This window comes from Leuconostoc fallax KCTC 3537 (assembly GCF_000165675.1).
Lineage (GTDB): Bacteria > Bacillota > Bacilli > Lactobacillales > Lactobacillaceae > Leuconostoc_B > Leuconostoc_B fallax.
This window is the reverse complement of record NZ_AEIZ01000026.1, coordinates 224,391-239,067: the sequence shown is the minus strand read 5'-3', so window position 1 is coordinate 239,067 and position 14,677 is coordinate 224,391. Positions and strand designations below refer to the sequence as shown.

15 protein-coding genes are annotated in these 14,677 nt (G+C 38.8%); 12 read left to right on the top strand and 3 right to left on the bottom strand.

Annotated features, from left to right (window positions below; genetic code table 11):
- Positions 1–135 precede the first annotated feature (135 nt).
- The 5 genes from gntK (at position 136) to LEUFL_RS0108510 (ending at position 4,937) form a co-directional block, all read left to right on the top strand.
- A complete protein-coding gene (gntK, locus tag LEUFL_RS0108530; RefSeq protein ID WP_010008821.1) occupies positions 136–1,674 on the top strand; it encodes a gluconokinase in 1,539 nt (512 codons plus the stop codon).
- Positions 1,675–1,726: 52 nt separating this feature from the next.
- Entirely contained in the window at positions 1,727–3,109 is a 1,383-nt protein-coding gene (locus tag LEUFL_RS0108525) for a gluconate:H+ symporter (RefSeq protein WP_010008819.1), read from the top strand.
- A 354-nt stretch (positions 3,110–3,463) separates the two neighbouring features.
- Positions 3,464–3,616 carry a hypothetical protein gene (locus tag LEUFL_RS12895; protein WP_010008818.1) on the top strand — a complete coding sequence of 51 codons (153 nt, stop codon included), beginning with the start codon at positions 3,464–3,466 and terminating at the stop codon, positions 3,614–3,616.
- A 57-nt stretch (positions 3,617–3,673) separates the two neighbouring features.
- Positions 3,674–4,081: a GtrA family protein gene (locus tag LEUFL_RS0108515; protein WP_010008817.1), complete on the top strand. Its 408-nt coding sequence runs from the start codon at positions 3,674–3,676 to the stop codon at positions 4,079–4,081.
- Positions 4,082–4,112: 31 nt separating this feature from the next.
- On the top strand, positions 4,113–4,937 hold the full coding sequence (locus tag LEUFL_RS0108510) for a Cof-type HAD-IIB family hydrolase (protein ID WP_010008816.1): 825 nt from the start codon (positions 4,113–4,115) through the stop codon (positions 4,935–4,937).
- 6 nt (positions 4,938–4,943) lie between these two features.
- Here LEUFL_RS0108510 and LEUFL_RS0108505 read toward each other — a convergent pair whose 3' ends face one another.
- Positions 4,944–5,429 carry an FUSC family protein gene (locus LEUFL_RS0108505; RefSeq protein ID WP_010008815.1) on the bottom strand — a complete coding sequence of 162 codons (486 nt, stop codon included), beginning with the start codon at positions 5,427–5,429 and terminating at the stop codon, positions 4,944–4,946.
- 111 nt (positions 5,430–5,540) lie between these two features.
- Here LEUFL_RS0108505 and LEUFL_RS0108500 point away from each other — a divergent pair, with 111 nt between their 5' ends.
- The 7 genes from LEUFL_RS0108500 (at position 5,541) to LEUFL_RS0108470 (ending at position 12,511) form a co-directional block, all read left to right on the top strand.
- The gene (locus LEUFL_RS0108500) at positions 5,541–6,569 is read left to right on the top strand and encodes a type I phosphomannose isomerase catalytic subunit (RefSeq protein ID WP_010008814.1); all 1,029 of its coding nucleotides are present in this window, start codon (positions 5,541–5,543) and stop codon (positions 6,567–6,569) included.
- Positions 6,570–6,650: 81 nt separating this feature from the next.
- Positions 6,651–8,261: a PTS mannose transporter subunit IID gene (gene manZ, locus LEUFL_RS13440; protein WP_010008813.1), complete on the top strand. Its 1,611-nt coding sequence runs from the start codon at positions 6,651–6,653 to the stop codon at positions 8,259–8,261.
- Positions 8,262–8,468: 207 nt separating this feature from the next.
- A complete protein-coding gene (locus tag LEUFL_RS0108490; protein ID WP_010008811.1) occupies positions 8,469–9,455 on the top strand; it encodes a mannose/fructose/sorbose PTS transporter subunit IIB in 987 nt (328 codons plus the stop codon).
- A gap of 50 nt (positions 9,456–9,505) precedes the next feature.
- Entirely contained in the window at positions 9,506–10,315 is an 810-nt protein-coding gene (locus LEUFL_RS0108485; RefSeq protein ID WP_010008809.1) for a PTS mannose/fructose/sorbose transporter subunit IIC, read from the top strand.
- 11 nt (positions 10,316–10,326) lie between these two features.
- On the top strand, positions 10,327–11,166 hold the full coding sequence (locus LEUFL_RS0108480; protein ID WP_010008808.1) for a PTS system mannose/fructose/sorbose family transporter subunit IID: 840 nt from the start codon (positions 10,327–10,329) through the stop codon (positions 11,164–11,166).
- Between the two features lie 139 nt (positions 11,167–11,305).
- The gene (locus LEUFL_RS0108475; RefSeq protein WP_010008806.1) at positions 11,306–11,656 is read left to right on the top strand and encodes a DUF956 family protein; all 351 of its coding nucleotides are present in this window, start codon (positions 11,306–11,308) and stop codon (positions 11,654–11,656) included.
- Between the two features lie 15 nt (positions 11,657–11,671).
- Positions 11,672–12,511: a YitT family protein gene (locus LEUFL_RS0108470; protein ID WP_010008805.1), complete on the top strand. Its 840-nt coding sequence runs from the start codon at positions 11,672–11,674 to the stop codon at positions 12,509–12,511.
- Between the two features lie 52 nt (positions 12,512–12,563).
- Here LEUFL_RS0108470 and LEUFL_RS0108465 read toward each other — a convergent pair whose 3' ends face one another.
- Together LEUFL_RS0108465 and LEUFL_RS0108460 are read right to left on the bottom strand one after the other, a co-directional pair.
- Positions 12,564–13,295 carry a type 1 glutamine amidotransferase gene (locus LEUFL_RS0108465; RefSeq protein WP_010008804.1) on the bottom strand — a complete coding sequence of 244 codons (732 nt, stop codon included), beginning with the start codon at positions 13,293–13,295 and terminating at the stop codon, positions 12,564–12,566.
- Positions 13,295–14,650 (bottom strand): Mur ligase family protein, encoded by a 1,356-nt coding sequence (locus tag LEUFL_RS0108460; protein WP_010008801.1) that lies wholly within the window; start codon positions 14,648–14,650, stop codon positions 13,295–13,297. The genes LEUFL_RS0108465 and LEUFL_RS0108460 overlap by 1 nt, the downstream gene beginning before the upstream one ends.
- Positions 14,651–14,677 lie beyond the last annotated feature (27 nt).

Here is a 14,677-nt window from a genome sequence, read left to right as displayed (position 1 = left end):
TGGTATATTCTATGTAGCAAGGTTGCTGTCAAATATCGAAGTCTAGTTAAATCATTTTGAGTAAGCTCCCTGTTTAGGGGGCTTTTCTTATTGAGTTGAAATTATTTAACGTTGTACATTTTGAAAGGATAATTTATGGAATACATGATTGGTGTTGATCTTGGCACTACTTCAACAAAAGCTGTAATGTTCGATGACCAAAATCAAGTCGTTGCGAGTGCAAATAAAGGGTATTCACTTTATCGCGATTTACCCGATATGGCAGAGGAAGATTTAGATGAAATTTTTACTGCACTAATTGATGCTCTAAGTGAGGTTGTACGGACTGCTAAATTGAATGATGAAGATCGTGTTGCTGCCGTATCTTTTAGTTCAGCAATGCATTCATTAATTGCTTTTGACAAAAATTGGCAACCCCTAACACGTGTCATCACTTGGGCAGATACACGTGCTGTTAAATATACTGAAGAATTGAAAGCAAGTGGTGTTGGTCATGAGATTTATCAAAAGACAGGAACACCAATACACCCAATGGCACCTTTGTCGAAGTTGCTTTGGTTGAAAGCTGAAAAGCCAGAAATATTTAATCAGACTGCGCATTATTTAGGCATTAAAGAATACATTTTCCATCGTTTGTTTGGTGCAAATAAGATGGATATTTCTATCGCTTCAGGAACAGGATTATTCAATATTTTTAACCTTAACTGGGATGAACAAGCCTTAGCCGTTACTGGTATTACCAAGGAACAGTTACCGCAACCAGTTGAAACTTATGAATATGAAACAAAATTGCGCACTGAGTATGCGAAGGTGATTGGTATACCAGATGATACACCATTCGTTTATGGTGCTGGTGATGGTCCATTATCTAACCTGGGTGTCGACGCAGTGAAACCCGGTGTAGCTGCCATTACCATTGGAACGTCAGGGGCTATTCGTGTCGTTGCGGATGAACCTGTTATCGATCCAAAGGGAAGAACGTTTACTTACGCATTAGATAAGGATCATTGGGTTGTCGGTGGCCCAGTTAACAACGGTGGCGATGTCTTTAGGTGGGCTAGAGATAATATGTTTGATGCTGAAAAGTCTACAGCAGCCTTATTAGGGATTGATTCTTACGATCTACTAACTAAGATTGCCTCAGAAGTGCCAGCTGGTTCAAATGGGTTGATTTTCCATCCTTACTTAGGTGGCGAACGTGCACCAATTTGGGATGCGAATGCCCGTGGTTCATTCTTTGGATTAAATCATCAACATACGCGTGCCCATATGTTACGCGCGGTATTAGAAGGAATTACCTTTAACGTTTACATGGTATCGTTAGCACTTGAAGAAGTGGTTGGTGGTCTTAAATCTATTCAGGCAACGGGTGGTTTTGCTCGTTCGCCATTGTGGCGCCAAATGTTTGCTGATATCTTTGAACAGCCAGTTACAGTGCCTGAAGCTTTTGAGTCAGGTGCATTAGCAGCTGTTATTGTGGCACAAAAAGCACTTGGTAAGATTGATGATTTGTATGAAATTTCTAACTTTATTGGTAAAAGTAATACTTATCAACCAGATCCTGAAAATTTTGAAGCCTATCGTGAATTGGCCCCAATTTTTATTCGTTTAAGCCGTCAGCTACAATCAGAATATGAAAACATTGCCAATTATCAGCGTAAGCATAGTAACTAGTGTATATAAATAAAGGAGAAGATCTGCAGATACTGTAGGTCTAATGAAATAAATGGAATTCTTAATGTTAGTAATTTCTATTTTGATATTACTATTGTTAATTGTTAAGTTAAAACTGAATACGTTCGTATCGCTGATTGTCACAGCGTTTATCTTAGCGCTTTTGCTAGGAATGTCACCGATGGATATTCCTGATGCCGTTCTTGGTAGTGAGGGTGTTGGTAACATCCTAGGACCTAACTCAGTTATCTTTATCTTTGGTGGTATGATTGGTCGCTTGGTTGCAGATGCCGGTGGATCATATAGAATTGCCAAGACACTGATTGATTGGTTTGGTCTAAAAAAGTTGCAATGGGCCGTTCTAATTGCCTCATTTATCATCGGAATTTCAATGATTTTCGGTGTTGGTATGGTGCTATTGATTCCAATCGTCTTTGCGGTTGCGATTGAAGCCAAAGTACCACTACTTTACTTAGGTATTTCTATGACGGCGGCATTGAGTTCAGCACAAGGTTTCTTGCCACCACAACCTGCACCAACAGCTGTTGCCTCAGCATTAGGCGCTAACATTGGTATGATGCTTATCTTCGGTTTGTTGGTTTCGGTTATTACAGCTGTTGTTGCTGGGCCGGCATTTACTAAATTAGCACAAAAATATGCACCAGGTGCTTTCCAATTCAAAACGGAAATTCGTGCCGTTGGTGAGATTAAAGAATATGATTTAAAGGCAACACCTAGCTTTGGTTTGTCAGTTTTGACTTCAGTTTTCCCATTAGTATTTATGATTATTGCCACAGTGTATAAGTTGATTTATACAGGTGGGGTAACACCTAAAAATCCAACTTTGATTGATGAAATTGTCGAATTTGCTGCTAATCCTGCAGTCGCGATGACTGTTGCCTTAATCTTTGCCATCTTCTCGATGGGTGTTTGGCAATCAAAGTCAATGACAGAAGTCGGTAAGTCACTTAACGAGGCAATTAATGCAGTTGCAGGTATTTTGTTAATTGTTGGTGGAGGTGGCGCACTACGTGGTGTATTAGTCACTTCTGGTCTGTCTGATAAAGTAGCGCATATCTTTAGCGCTAGTGGTTCGATGAACGCTATATCCGTTATCTTATTTGCTTGGGCTGTTGCTGCCATTTTGCGTGTATCTGTTAGTTCTGCAACAGTTGCAGGTATGACAGCTGCAGGTATTGTAACAGGTATTCTAGCAACCCAGCCTGGTAATACATTATTGCCGGTATTCGTTGCCTTGGCTATTGGTGCTGGTTCATTAATTGCTTCACATGTTAACGATGCTGGTTTTTGGATCTTTAAAGAATTCTTCGATTTGACGGTTAAGCAAACATTCCAAATTTGGACAGTCTTAGAGACGATTATTTCTGTAACCGGTTTAATTGTGATTCTAATATTAGCAACAATATTTATCTAGATTAAAATTTCGTTACGAGAAACCAATGTTTTAGTTATTTTTTCACAATATTGATGCTATCCATTAAGCGCTTACACGGTTGATGTAATCAGTATTATCAGAATGATGTGTAATGATTGTGTAATGAAATAGAATGTGTTTTGTTACATATCAAGTGATAAATTGGTGTATTATTAAAACATACTCAATTAACATTTGAGTTTCATTACTCCCCCCAGTAATGTTTTCAATCAGATCCCCCAATTAACTGATTGATACTTGATGATTATTCATCAAAACCCTCTGACCATTGCCCTCTCCGGTCAGAGGGATTTTTTATGTTATGGTTTAATAATAGGTGGAAATTATGGATAAATGGACTTTATTTTTTTATGGATTGTTATAGCAATGATTATTTCTAATGTTGGTATGTGGTTCTTGATGCGGTGGTATCGACAACACATCGCGAAATTATCTCAACAAGATCAACAAAAGGTGACGCATAAAGATGAGGATACCTTAGAATGATTGTATTATTTTTGATATAATGATAAAGTTATTATCCTAATAAGGTGGACAAATAAAATGAAAATGTTATTGGTGCGTTATCGTGCGCTAATTTTGTATCTCATATTTGGTGGGCTAACAACGTTAGTCAATATGGTTGTATTTTATCTTTTGTTTACAGTGTGGCATAGCACTTATCAATTTGCTTATATCATGGCTTGGTTTTGGAGCGTTTTGTTTGCCTACTTAACAAACCGCGTATGGGTTTTTGGTTCTCAAGTGCATGGCTTTAAGGGGTTGGCATATGAAGTCTGGCAATTTTATCTTGCCCGTGTACTAACCGGAATATTAGGATTTGCTATATTGGCATTTGGTGTACGTTTACTACACCAAGAAGCTAACACCTGGAATTTAATTCAAAACGTTTTTGTTGTAATTTCCAATTTTGTGTTAGGTAAACTCTACGTTTTTAAGAAACGTTCATAAAATAATGTTTCAATAACGGAAAGGTATCAAAATGGGTATTAAATTAATTGCGTCCGATATGGACGGTACTTTTTTGCGAAAGGATAACATGTATAATGTTGAACGCTTTGCAAAATTATTAGTAGAATTAAACAATCGTCAAATTAAATTCGTGGCAGCTTCTGGTCGACAAATCAGGAATTTGCAAGAATTATTTCAGCCGGTTTTGGATGAAGGCCATCAGATTGATTATGTCGCCTCAAATGGCGCTGTGGTATCAACGTTTGATCAGAAGTTGTATTCGGTGCATTTAACACCTGATGAATTGGGTAAAGTCATTGATTGGAATGCTAAGAATCCGGAATCAGCTGAAAATTTAATTATCATGACCGGTGAGGAAACGACTTACATTTCCAATCACGCGACACCAGAAGTCGCAGCACAAGTTAAATTGTTTTATCCGAATGTTAAACAGGTTGAAAAATTATTGGCTGTGGATGAAAAAATACTAGAGGTGACTTTTGTTTGGCCAACTGATGAAGTACAACATCATGTTGCTAAGCTCAGAGAAGTGTTTGGTAATGAATTGCATGCTACTGGATCTGGTTTTGGTTCAGTTGATATTTTGGGTCATGGCGTTGATAAAGCCACTGGAATTCAAGTGCTACAAGACTACTATGATGTCTTAGATGATGAAGTCATGGTATTTGGTGACAATGGTAATGATTTAGAAATGTTACAAAAGTATACCAATGCTTATGTTATGCCGAATGCATCGCCGTTTATGTTACAAAGTATTAATAAAAAGGCGTTGGCAGATAATCGTGCTGATGGTGTCATGAATACAATTGAAGATTGGTTAGAAAAAAACGGCTGAAATATTTCAGTCGTTTTCTTTTTCGGGTGATCCAAATCGATTGATTAAAATAGCTACGGCAACGCCAATGAAAGTATCCATAATTCTTTCAAAAACATAAAAAATCGTTTCATCAGCTGAAATTGTCAGTGAAATCATAAGTAGTGCAGCCAAGCCACCAATAACACCCGTGTTGTAATTGAAACCATCTAATAAAACAATCTCAACGATGACAAGCAGTGGTAGTAAGACCATTGAAACCCAGGGAGCATTATTAGCAGCTTGATGAATTAAAAAATAAAGTAGTGCCAGAGCACCACCAACAGCGTTTGAAATCAATCTAACCTTACCGAAACTCAAAGTGGTTTCCCAAGTTTCACGCAATGCGAAAACGGCAGCTAGCGCAGCGATGAATGGTGGCCGATTGAAAAAATAAAATGTCACGATGATGATCATTACAGCAAATGCTGTTTTTAGTGTTCTTAAACCTAATCTAAAATTTCCTATTTTCATAATGTTCTCCAGTCTTATATTGGTGCTGAAGTATTAGCCTATATATTAGCATAAATATTCGAATAAATGTGTTATCATGTTCTGTGAAAGCGGTATCAAAAGGAGGAAGTCATGACGATTTTGTTTTTGAAAAGTGAGCTACATCAGAAAATGTGGGGTGGCCAAAACCTTGCTGATTATGGGTTTAACTTAGAAAGTGATCATGTTGGTGAAGCTTGGGTGGTTGCTGCACACCAGAATGGTGATAGTCATGTTATGAATGGTAAATTATCGGGCATGCCTTTAGCAGAGGTTTGGCAGCAGCATCCTGAACTATTTGGTGGTCACGGTGAAAATGAAGCATTTCCGCTATTGGTGAAAATTTTAGATGCGCAAAAGAATTTGTCCATTCAAGTTCATCCAAATGACGATCAAGCCAGAAAAGTGGGCGAGAACTTTGGCAAAACGGAAAGTTGGTATATTTTATCTGCCGAGCCTGGTGCAAAACTTTATTATGGTCATCGTGCTAAAAACAAAACAGCATTACGTCAAGCAGTGAACGATAAAGATTGGGCTAATATCTTGCGGACAATTCCTGTTAAAACTGGTGACTTCTTTTACGTCCCATCGGGAACCTTTCATGCCTTAGGTGCAGGTATTGTGGCAATGGAAATTCAGCAAAGTTCAGATACAACCTACCGTTTCTATGATTTTGATCGCGTTGATCCAACGACGCATCAACTAAGAGCATTACAAGTAGACGAGGCGTTATCGGTAACCAAAGCACCACATATCGATCCTATTTTAGGGCAAAGAATCATGATGCAAGATAACACAATTATTACACGCTTACTCATGGCACCGTATTTCTCAATTGATAAGTTGTCAGTTAGAGGGCGTACAGTTCTTAATCAACATCATAACTATGAATTATTTACAGTTATTTCAGGAAAGGGTACACTCACTATTGGTCATGAACATTATGATTTGCAAAAGGGTATGAGCTTTATTTTGGCTAAGGATGTTAACAGTTATGTTGTAGATGGTGATATGACATTGATTAAGAGTTTTGTAACACCAAAAATTTATCGTAATAATGATCTGGCGTTCTTAAAAATTAAGATAATTGATAAATATAAAATAGTTTCAAAAAGTCTTTGAAACCGTTTACATTAATATAGAAAGGGGTTACAATAAAAACAGTAAATATTAGGAGCCTAGAGTTAGGTAGAGGATTAGAGTATGACAATCATATCGATAATTTTGGTATTTGTTGTAGCGCTTCTAGCGGGGATGGGTAGCGTCTTAGACGCGTGGCAATTCCATCAGCCGTTAGTAGCGTCTACACTAATAGGTGTTGCAATGGGCCGGCCAATTGAAGGGATTATGCTAGGTGGGTCTTTGCAAATGATCACAATGGGTTGGATGAACATCGGTGCAGCAATGGCACCCGATGCGGCATTAGCTGCTATTGTGAGTGCAATTTTGGTTACTGGGCCTGCTGGCGTTAGTGTTCGAGAAGGTATTGCCTTAGCGATTCCACTAGCCGTAGCTGGTCAAGTATTAACCATCTTTGTTCGTACAGCAACAGTTGTGATTGCGCATTTGGCTGATGAAGCGGCTCGAAAAGCTAAATTTAGGACGATTGAGTATCTTCATTTTGGTGCGTTACTGCTACAAGGATTACGTGTTGCAATTCCAGCGATGTTAATCTTATCCATTCCGTCATCAGCAGTTGTGGCTGGTTTGAATGCTATCCCAACAGTTATCACAGAAGGATTACAAATTGCTGGTGGTTTCGTGGTTGTTGTCGGATATGCCATGGTCATTAACATGATGGCGGCAGATTCATTATGGCCATTCTTCTTCTTAGGATTTGTCTTAGCAGCTGTGACCGAATTGAATTTGATTGCAATGGGTATCATCGGTGTATCATTAGCATTGATTTACATTCGCTTACGTGGTAAAAAGACGGTTGATGTGACAACACAACAGTCGACTTTCGATACCTCGTCTTGGAAACGTTTAACTAAAAAAGATCAGCGGTCGATTTTCTATCGATTAGGATTCTTACTTGCATCGTTCAACTACGAACGTATGCAAAACATTGGTTTTGGATATATTATGATTCCAGCTATTCGACGTTTGTATCCAGACGATAAGGTTGAACAAGCTGCAGCAATGCAACGTCATTTGGAATTCTTCAATACACATCCATATATGGCAGCACCAATTGTTGGTGTCACAATGGCACTTGAAGAAGAACGTGCTAATGGTGCCGAAGTTGATAACGCGGCCATTAGTGGTGTGAAAGTTGGTATGTTAGGACCTTTAGCCGGCGTTGGAGATCCTGTGTTCTGGGGAACATTACGACCTATACTAGGCGCCTTAGCTGCATCATTTGCCGCAAACGGCTCTTGGATTGGTCCAATAATGTTCTTCGTGGTTTGGAACGTGATGCGTTTACTTGTCCTTTGGTATGGTGAACAAATTGGTTATCAACAGGGTAAGAATATTACGCAAAACCTAGCTGGTGGTATCATGCAAGATGTGACGCTAGGTGCATCGGTTCTAGGAATGTTTATCATGGGTGTGTTAGTCCCACGATGGACAACGATTTATTTCCCACTCGTTGTTTCACGAGTTAAGAACCCAGATACTGGTAAAACAGTGACAACAACTTTGGATCAGATTGTTAACGGTCAATTACTTTCTGGTTTGGCAGCTTTGTTACTAACTATGGGTGTTTTGTGGCTATTGAAGCGTCGTGTGAATCCTTTGGCAATTATCTTTGGATTATTCGTCATTGGTATTATTGGTCGGATGCTCGGCATTTTGGGACTACAAGCCTAAAATAAATAATGCTTTGGAAGTGTAATGTAAACATTACACTTTCTTATTGAAAGAACTTGTAAGCGTTTACTTAGAAAAAGAAAAAGGGTATACTTTGAATTAGGGAAAAGCTAAATATCAGAGTTATGTTACGACACTTGTTCTGATAGTAGTTATTTGCTAAATAGTTGAGGGATACCTTAATGGTAAGAAGGAAGGAATTATCTTATGGTTAATTTAATTATCGCTAGCCATGGTGATTTTGCTAAAGGCATTTTGATGTCGGGCACGATGATTTTCGGAGAGCAAGAGAATGTTGAAGTTGTCACATTTTTGCCTAACGAGGGGCCTGATGATTTAGATAAGCATTATCAAGAAGCACTCGCTAAATTTGATAATGATGACGATGTATTATTCTTGGTTGATTTATGGGGTGGCTCACCATTTAATCGCGCAAGTTTGATTCAACAGAAGAATCCTGAGAAAACGGCGATCTTGTCAGGACTCAATCTACCAATGCTTATTGAAGCATATGGTGGACGCTTAGGTATGAACACTGCTGCAGAATTAGCAGCGTATTTGGTACCTGTTGCGCGTGACGGTGTGAAGTCGATACCAGAAGCAAAGGCAGCTGATGCAGCGACAGATACAGCAACTGAGGATGATACAGACCAGCCGGAAGTGGTTGTTGCTTCAGAAGCAGAGCATACAGGGCATGCAACAATGAACATCAAGTTAGCACGTATTGATACACGATTATTGCATGGTCAAGTTGCGACAGCCTGGACAAAGTATGCAAATCCAAATCGGATTATCGTCGTATCTGATGGCGTTGCCCGTGATGAATTACGTAAAACTTTGATTACACAAGCGGCACCGGTCGGCGTTAAAGTGAATGTCATTCCGTTAGCTAAGTATATGGAAGTTTGGGATGATGCACGATTCAGTGGTCAAAAAGTGATGTTATTGTTTGAAAACCCTCAAGATTTGGAAAAGGTCGTCAGTCAAGGTGCTGAAATTCCAAAAGTTAACATCGGATCAATGGCGCATTCAGAAGGTAAGCGTATGATTACCAATGCCGTTTCTGTTGATGATAACGATATCGACACATTGAAAAAGTTACGCGATCAAGGCGTTTCATTCTATGTACAGAAAGTCCCAGCAGATGGTGAACAAGATATCTGGAAGTTGCTAAAAGATAAGACCAAGTCATGATCTGGTCATTTGAAACATTTTGATAAATTTAGAGTAAAGGATATAAAAACATGTCAATAATATCAGTTATATTAGTATTGATTGTGGCATTCTTAGCAGGTATGGAAGGTATTTTGGATCAGTTCCAATTTCACCAACCACTAGTTGCTGCCACATTAATTGGCGCTGCTACCGGTCATTTGATGGAAGGTGTTGTCTTAGGTGGGCAACTACAATTGATCGCTTTGGGTTGGATGAATATTGGTGCTGCAGTGGCACCTGATGCTGCGTTAGCTTCAGTGGCTTCTGCAATCTTGGTTGCTGGACCGGCACAAACATCTATTTCAACCGGTATTGCAATGGCCATTCCATTGGCTGTTGCCGGTTTGGTTTTGACAACTATCGTACGAACATTGACTGTTGGTTTGGCACATATTGCCGACCGTGAAGCCGAAGAAGGTAGTATTCGGGGTGTTGAGTTAGTACAGTGGGTTGGATTGATTTTGCAAGGTTTGCGTATTGCTATTCCAGCAGGTCTTATCTTAGCCGTACCAGCCACAGCGGTTCAGGGTGCTTTGAATGCCATTCCAGATTGGTTAACAGATGGCTTAGCCGTAGCTGGTGGATTCATCGTGGTTGTTGGTTATGCAATGGTTATTAACATGATGGCATCAGCTGAACTTTGGCCATTCTTCTTCTTAGGATTTGCATTATCAGCCGTTACGAGTTTGAACTTAATTGCAATGGGTATTATTGGGCTTGTCTTAGCATTAGTTTACCTACAATTATCTCCTCAGTTTAATGGGCATAGTGGTGGTGGCTCGAATGGTGGTGGTAGCCATAGTGGAGACCAGCTTGATGCAATATTGAATGATTACTAAGGAGAAAAGTTATGGCTAATGTAGAAAAGAAAATTACAAATGGGGATCTCCGCTCATCATTTTGGCGTTTAACATTCTTACAAGCATCTTGGAACTATGAGCGTATGCAAAACGTTGGTTGGGCTTATGCAATGATCCCAGCAATTAAGCGTTTGTATGGCGATGACAAAGCAGAACGATCGGCAGCGTTAAAGCGACACTTAGAGTTCTTTAACACACATCCCTATGTTGCAGCACCAGTGTTAGGTGTTGAAATTGCGATGGAAGAACAACGTGCGAATGGTGCAGAAATTGATGATGCAACATTGCAAGGTGTAAAAATTGGAATGATGGGACCTTTGGCTGGTGTTGGTGACCCTATCTTCTGGGGAACTGCACGACCAGTGATTGGTGCGTTTGCTGCTTCTCTTGCAATGTCACGAAGTATTGCCGGACCAATCGTCTTCTTCGTACTTTGGAACGCCTTACGTATGGCTTTCCTATGGTATACACAAAAGATGGGGTATCAGCAAGGAACAAGTATCACAAAGAACTTAGCTGGCGGTGCGCTACAAAAAATTACATTGGGCGCATCAATCCTTGGTATGTTCATCATGGGTGTCTTGGTACCACGTTGGACGACAATGAAGTTCCCGTTAGTTGTCTCAAAAGTTAAGATGACAGATGGTACAACCAAGGTAACAACATTAGATAACATTTTGAACCAACAATTGTTGCCTGGTATTGCACCACTTGCATTAACTTTCTTAACGATTTGGTTGTTGAGAAAGAAGGTCAATGCATTGGTTATTATCTTAATGTACTTCGTTTTGGGTATTGTACTCAATGCTATCGGTGTTATGGGTAAGTAATGCAATATAAGTTTTTTAAAAGAAGGAGACAAATTGTCTCCTTCTTTTATATGTGACGTTTTTTACAGAATAAAGCTTTGTGATCTGAAATAGTCTGGTATGATTAATATAAAGCCTTTTATAATGGGAGTTTAATACAATGAGTGAAAAAAATGCAGGACCTTTAAATTCAACTGCTGATATTGTCATTAATGCTAATGCGGTATTATCACCAATCAACATTCGCCAAGGAAAATTAGAAATTGGTAATAGTGGTCTGGACTACCGACCCTCATTGGGTAAAGGTTATATTCAAATTCCGTGGCGAAATGTGAAATATATTACAGTAGAACGTGCGTTTAATTTTTGGTATCGCGGCTTTATTGTTTATACAACAGAAGGCCAATCATTTGAATTCATTACCAATAAAACCAAAAAGGCATTAATGGCATTAGCAGGACATTTAAAGAAAGACCAATTGCGATTAAGAAAAGGTATACTTGAGCGCTAATTTAAAGGGGGAACGATGACAAAAAGACAACTAACTGATAATATTTTTATCCGATTTGCCATCATTATAATTGCGCTTGAACTTGTGGCGGTGAGTATTAATTTTTTCTACGCACCAGCACAAATTGCTGCAGGCGGGTCCACTGGGATTGCAATTTTAGCGAATGAACTATTAGGTTTAGATCGTGCACTTGTGGTGTTGATTATTAATATTAGTATGATAATCTTAGCTGCTGTGTTTCTAAATAAAGCGACAACCGCTAGAATTGCTTTTGGTAGTTTACTTCTGCCAGTGCTGTTAAAAATAACACCTAGTTTTGAATTAACGGCCAATAATATGTTGGCTGTATTAATTGGGGGAAGTATTTTTGCTGTTGGCGTTGCATTACTGTACCGTATCGAAGCTTCCAGTGGTGGTACAGCTGTACCACCTATGATTCTAAAGAAGTATTTTCGTATTTCACCTGCCATCTCACTGTTAATTATCGATGCTTTTGTGTCTTTAGGTAATTTATTGACAAGCGGTTTTGAAGGCTTTGCTCTTGCTGTATTTTCTATTGTCATTTCGTCTATCGTTATGAACTATATTGAAACAGGCTTAGACCGGCGAAAAATGATTTACATTACGAGTAATGGTAGTATTACGAAAATTAAAGATTATTTATCAGTGAACGATAAGGGCTTTACGATTATGGATGTTAAGGGTGGTTATACAGGTGATAACCGTGAAATGCTGATGGTTGTTGTGGATAATCAAGATTATAACCATGTTTTACGCGCAATACATATGTTAGATAAGCAAGCGTTTACGATTGTTTACAATATTACGGAAGCCCATGGTGGTACCTTTATTTAATGAAAAAAGCACGTACTGAGTTATCGACTCAGTACGTGCTTTTTTATGACATTTAAAAGGATTCTGTTGGTAATTGTTTAAGATTATCTTCCCAATTAATATCAGGGTATTTTTGAGATAATGAGGTTGCGAGAATACGTTTTGCCAAGTTACCGTTACGCGTCAATATAGGACCATGGAAATAAGAACCAAAAACATTGCGGTGGATAATGCCTTCATGATTGTCCATACCATTATTACCATTACCAGAAATAACAGTACCTAATGCCAATTCTTGATCACCGATAAACGTACGACCTTGATGATTTTCAAAGCCATGATAGACTTCGCCAGTTTGATTATTTTTAATCACAATATTGCCAGTTAAGCGCGCATCTTTGGCTACTTTAACCTGACTATCGTGCATATTAATTGTATATAGGTCAAGCGCGCCAATGCCATCAACACGCTGTCCATCGGCCATAATCATATGACTACCGAGTAATTGAAAGCCACCACAAATTGCGAGTAAGGTACCATCATTTTCAATATAATGCTGTAATTCAGCAGCTTTTGATTTTAAATCTTTTGCAACAATCGTTTGTTCATAATCTTGACCACCACCAAACAGCACAAAATCAAAATCAGCGCTTTTAAAAGTATTATCTAAGGAAATGACAGTTGTTTTGACGGTCACATCAATTTGTTCAGCGTAATAGCGCAAGGCAATAATATTACCGTAGTCACCATAGGTATTCATCAAATCACCGTATAGATGGGCGATATTTAATGTATATTGGGGCATTAGAAACCTCCTTTGATGTAGCCAGCGGCGCTTAATTGTTGGCGTAACTGCAACATGGCCGTGTACGTTGCGGCGATATATACTTTTTTCGTCGGCATTTTTTGAATTGCAGTAACGATTTGATTCAAATCTTGATAAACTGCTTGATCTTTAAAACCGGCCATCTTTAATCGTACTTGAATATCTTTGTAGCGCTCGCCACCAGTAGCTACAGCTGTAATTTTTGTGGTGTGGAGCTTTTCAAACTCAGCATCCCAAATCCAGCTCGTATCAATACCGTCAGCGTAATTGGCATTTAATAATGTCATTAATGAGAAAGGTTCAGGCTCTGTTAGCATCATATCAATGACAGTATTCGTACCGACTGGATTCTTAATGAGAACAATGGTGACATCTTTACCATCGACATTGATGGCTTCTTGGCGGCCAAAAATCTGTGCGTTACTTTCAAATGCGGATTTAATCTGTTCTGGTGCAATATTAAATTCTCTGCCTACCGCAAAGGCACTTAACGCATTATAAATATTATAAAGGCCACCGATTTCAATGCGTAATGATGTGTCGTCAATTGTGAATTCTGAATACTTAGGGGTTAGCTTATCCACACTGGTAACAGCATATTGTAGTTTTGGTCGTGCAAAATGATCAGTATGACTCCGATATTTACCCAAATTAGCATAGGTAATGAAATCGTAGTTCAAAACCGAATTATCAGTTGGTGATAAAATACCATCTGTGTTATTAGGTGCAGTTAAGCTTTGATAGTCTTGTGGTTGAATATGATCGAAACCAAAATAGATTCTTGGATTCTTGAAATCGCCACGTGTAAAAATGGGGGAATCCCCATTGGCTAGTACTTTGGCATCTGGCGCATACTTAATGCCGCTGACAATTTTGTCATATGTTGTATATATTTCGCCATAACGATCTAATTGATCGCGAAAGATGTTCGTTAGCACAAACATCTTTGGTTGAATGGCTGACGCTACTAAAGCAACGTTGGCTTCATCTACTTCTAAAACTGCGATTGGTCGTTTGCCATTATTCTTTTTGAATTTACTCGTGACAAGTGTACCCGTAATCCCTTGAATCATATTAGATCCAGAAGGGTTCGTAATCACATCATAGTCACCTGCTCTTAAAACACGTGTAATTAAAGCAGTTGTTAAGGTTTTACCATTGGTACCTGTGACAACGATTAAATCAAAATCTTGTTGAATATGTTTTAAAATAGTTGGATCAATTTTAACAGCTAATTTACCTGGTAAACTTGTACCACCACGCTTTAAAATATCATGTAATAACCAATATGATGATTTGGCTGTTAGTTTTGCAACGGTTGTTTTAAATCCCATAATATTCCTACTTTCTGGGCAATATCA

Bases quoted from the DNA above. Each gene is read 5' to 3' on its own strand.
- gntK (WP_010008821.1), top strand. From the start codon at position 136: ATGGAATACATGATTGGTGTTGATCTTGGCACTACTTCAACAAAAGCT.
- LEUFL_RS0108525 (WP_010008819.1), top strand. From the start codon at position 1,727: ATGGAATTCTTAATGTTAGTAATTTCTATTTTGATATTACTATTGTTA.
- LEUFL_RS12895 (WP_010008818.1), top strand. From the start codon at position 3,464: ATGGACTTTATTTTTTTATGGATTGTTATAGCAATGATTATTTCTAAT.
- LEUFL_RS0108515 (WP_010008817.1), top strand. From the start codon at position 3,674: ATGAAAATGTTATTGGTGCGTTATCGTGCGCTAATTTTGTATCTCATA.
- LEUFL_RS0108510 (WP_010008816.1), top strand. From the start codon at position 4,113: ATGGGTATTAAATTAATTGCGTCCGATATGGACGGTACTTTTTTGCGA.
- LEUFL_RS0108505 (WP_010008815.1), bottom strand. From the start codon at position 5,429: ATGAAAATAGGAAATTTTAGATTAGGTTTAAGAACACTAAAAACAGCA.
- LEUFL_RS0108500 (WP_010008814.1), top strand. From the start codon at position 5,541: ATGACGATTTTGTTTTTGAAAAGTGAGCTACATCAGAAAATGTGGGGT.
- manZ (WP_010008813.1), top strand. From the start codon at position 6,651: ATGACAATCATATCGATAATTTTGGTATTTGTTGTAGCGCTTCTAGCG.
- LEUFL_RS0108490 (WP_010008811.1), top strand. From the start codon at position 8,469: ATGGTTAATTTAATTATCGCTAGCCATGGTGATTTTGCTAAAGGCATT.
- LEUFL_RS0108485 (WP_010008809.1), top strand. From the start codon at position 9,506: ATGTCAATAATATCAGTTATATTAGTATTGATTGTGGCATTCTTAGCA.
- LEUFL_RS0108480 (WP_010008808.1), top strand. From the start codon at position 10,327: ATGGCTAATGTAGAAAAGAAAATTACAAATGGGGATCTCCGCTCATCA.
- LEUFL_RS0108475 (WP_010008806.1), top strand. From the start codon at position 11,306: ATGAGTGAAAAAAATGCAGGACCTTTAAATTCAACTGCTGATATTGTC.
- LEUFL_RS0108470 (WP_010008805.1), top strand. From the start codon at position 11,672: ATGACAAAAAGACAACTAACTGATAATATTTTTATCCGATTTGCCATC.
- LEUFL_RS0108465 (WP_010008804.1), bottom strand. From the start codon at position 13,295: ATGCCCCAATATACATTAAATATCGCCCATCTATACGGTGATTTGATG.
- LEUFL_RS0108460 (WP_010008801.1), bottom strand. From the start codon at position 14,650: ATGGGATTTAAAACAACCGTTGCAAAACTAACAGCCAAATCATCATAT.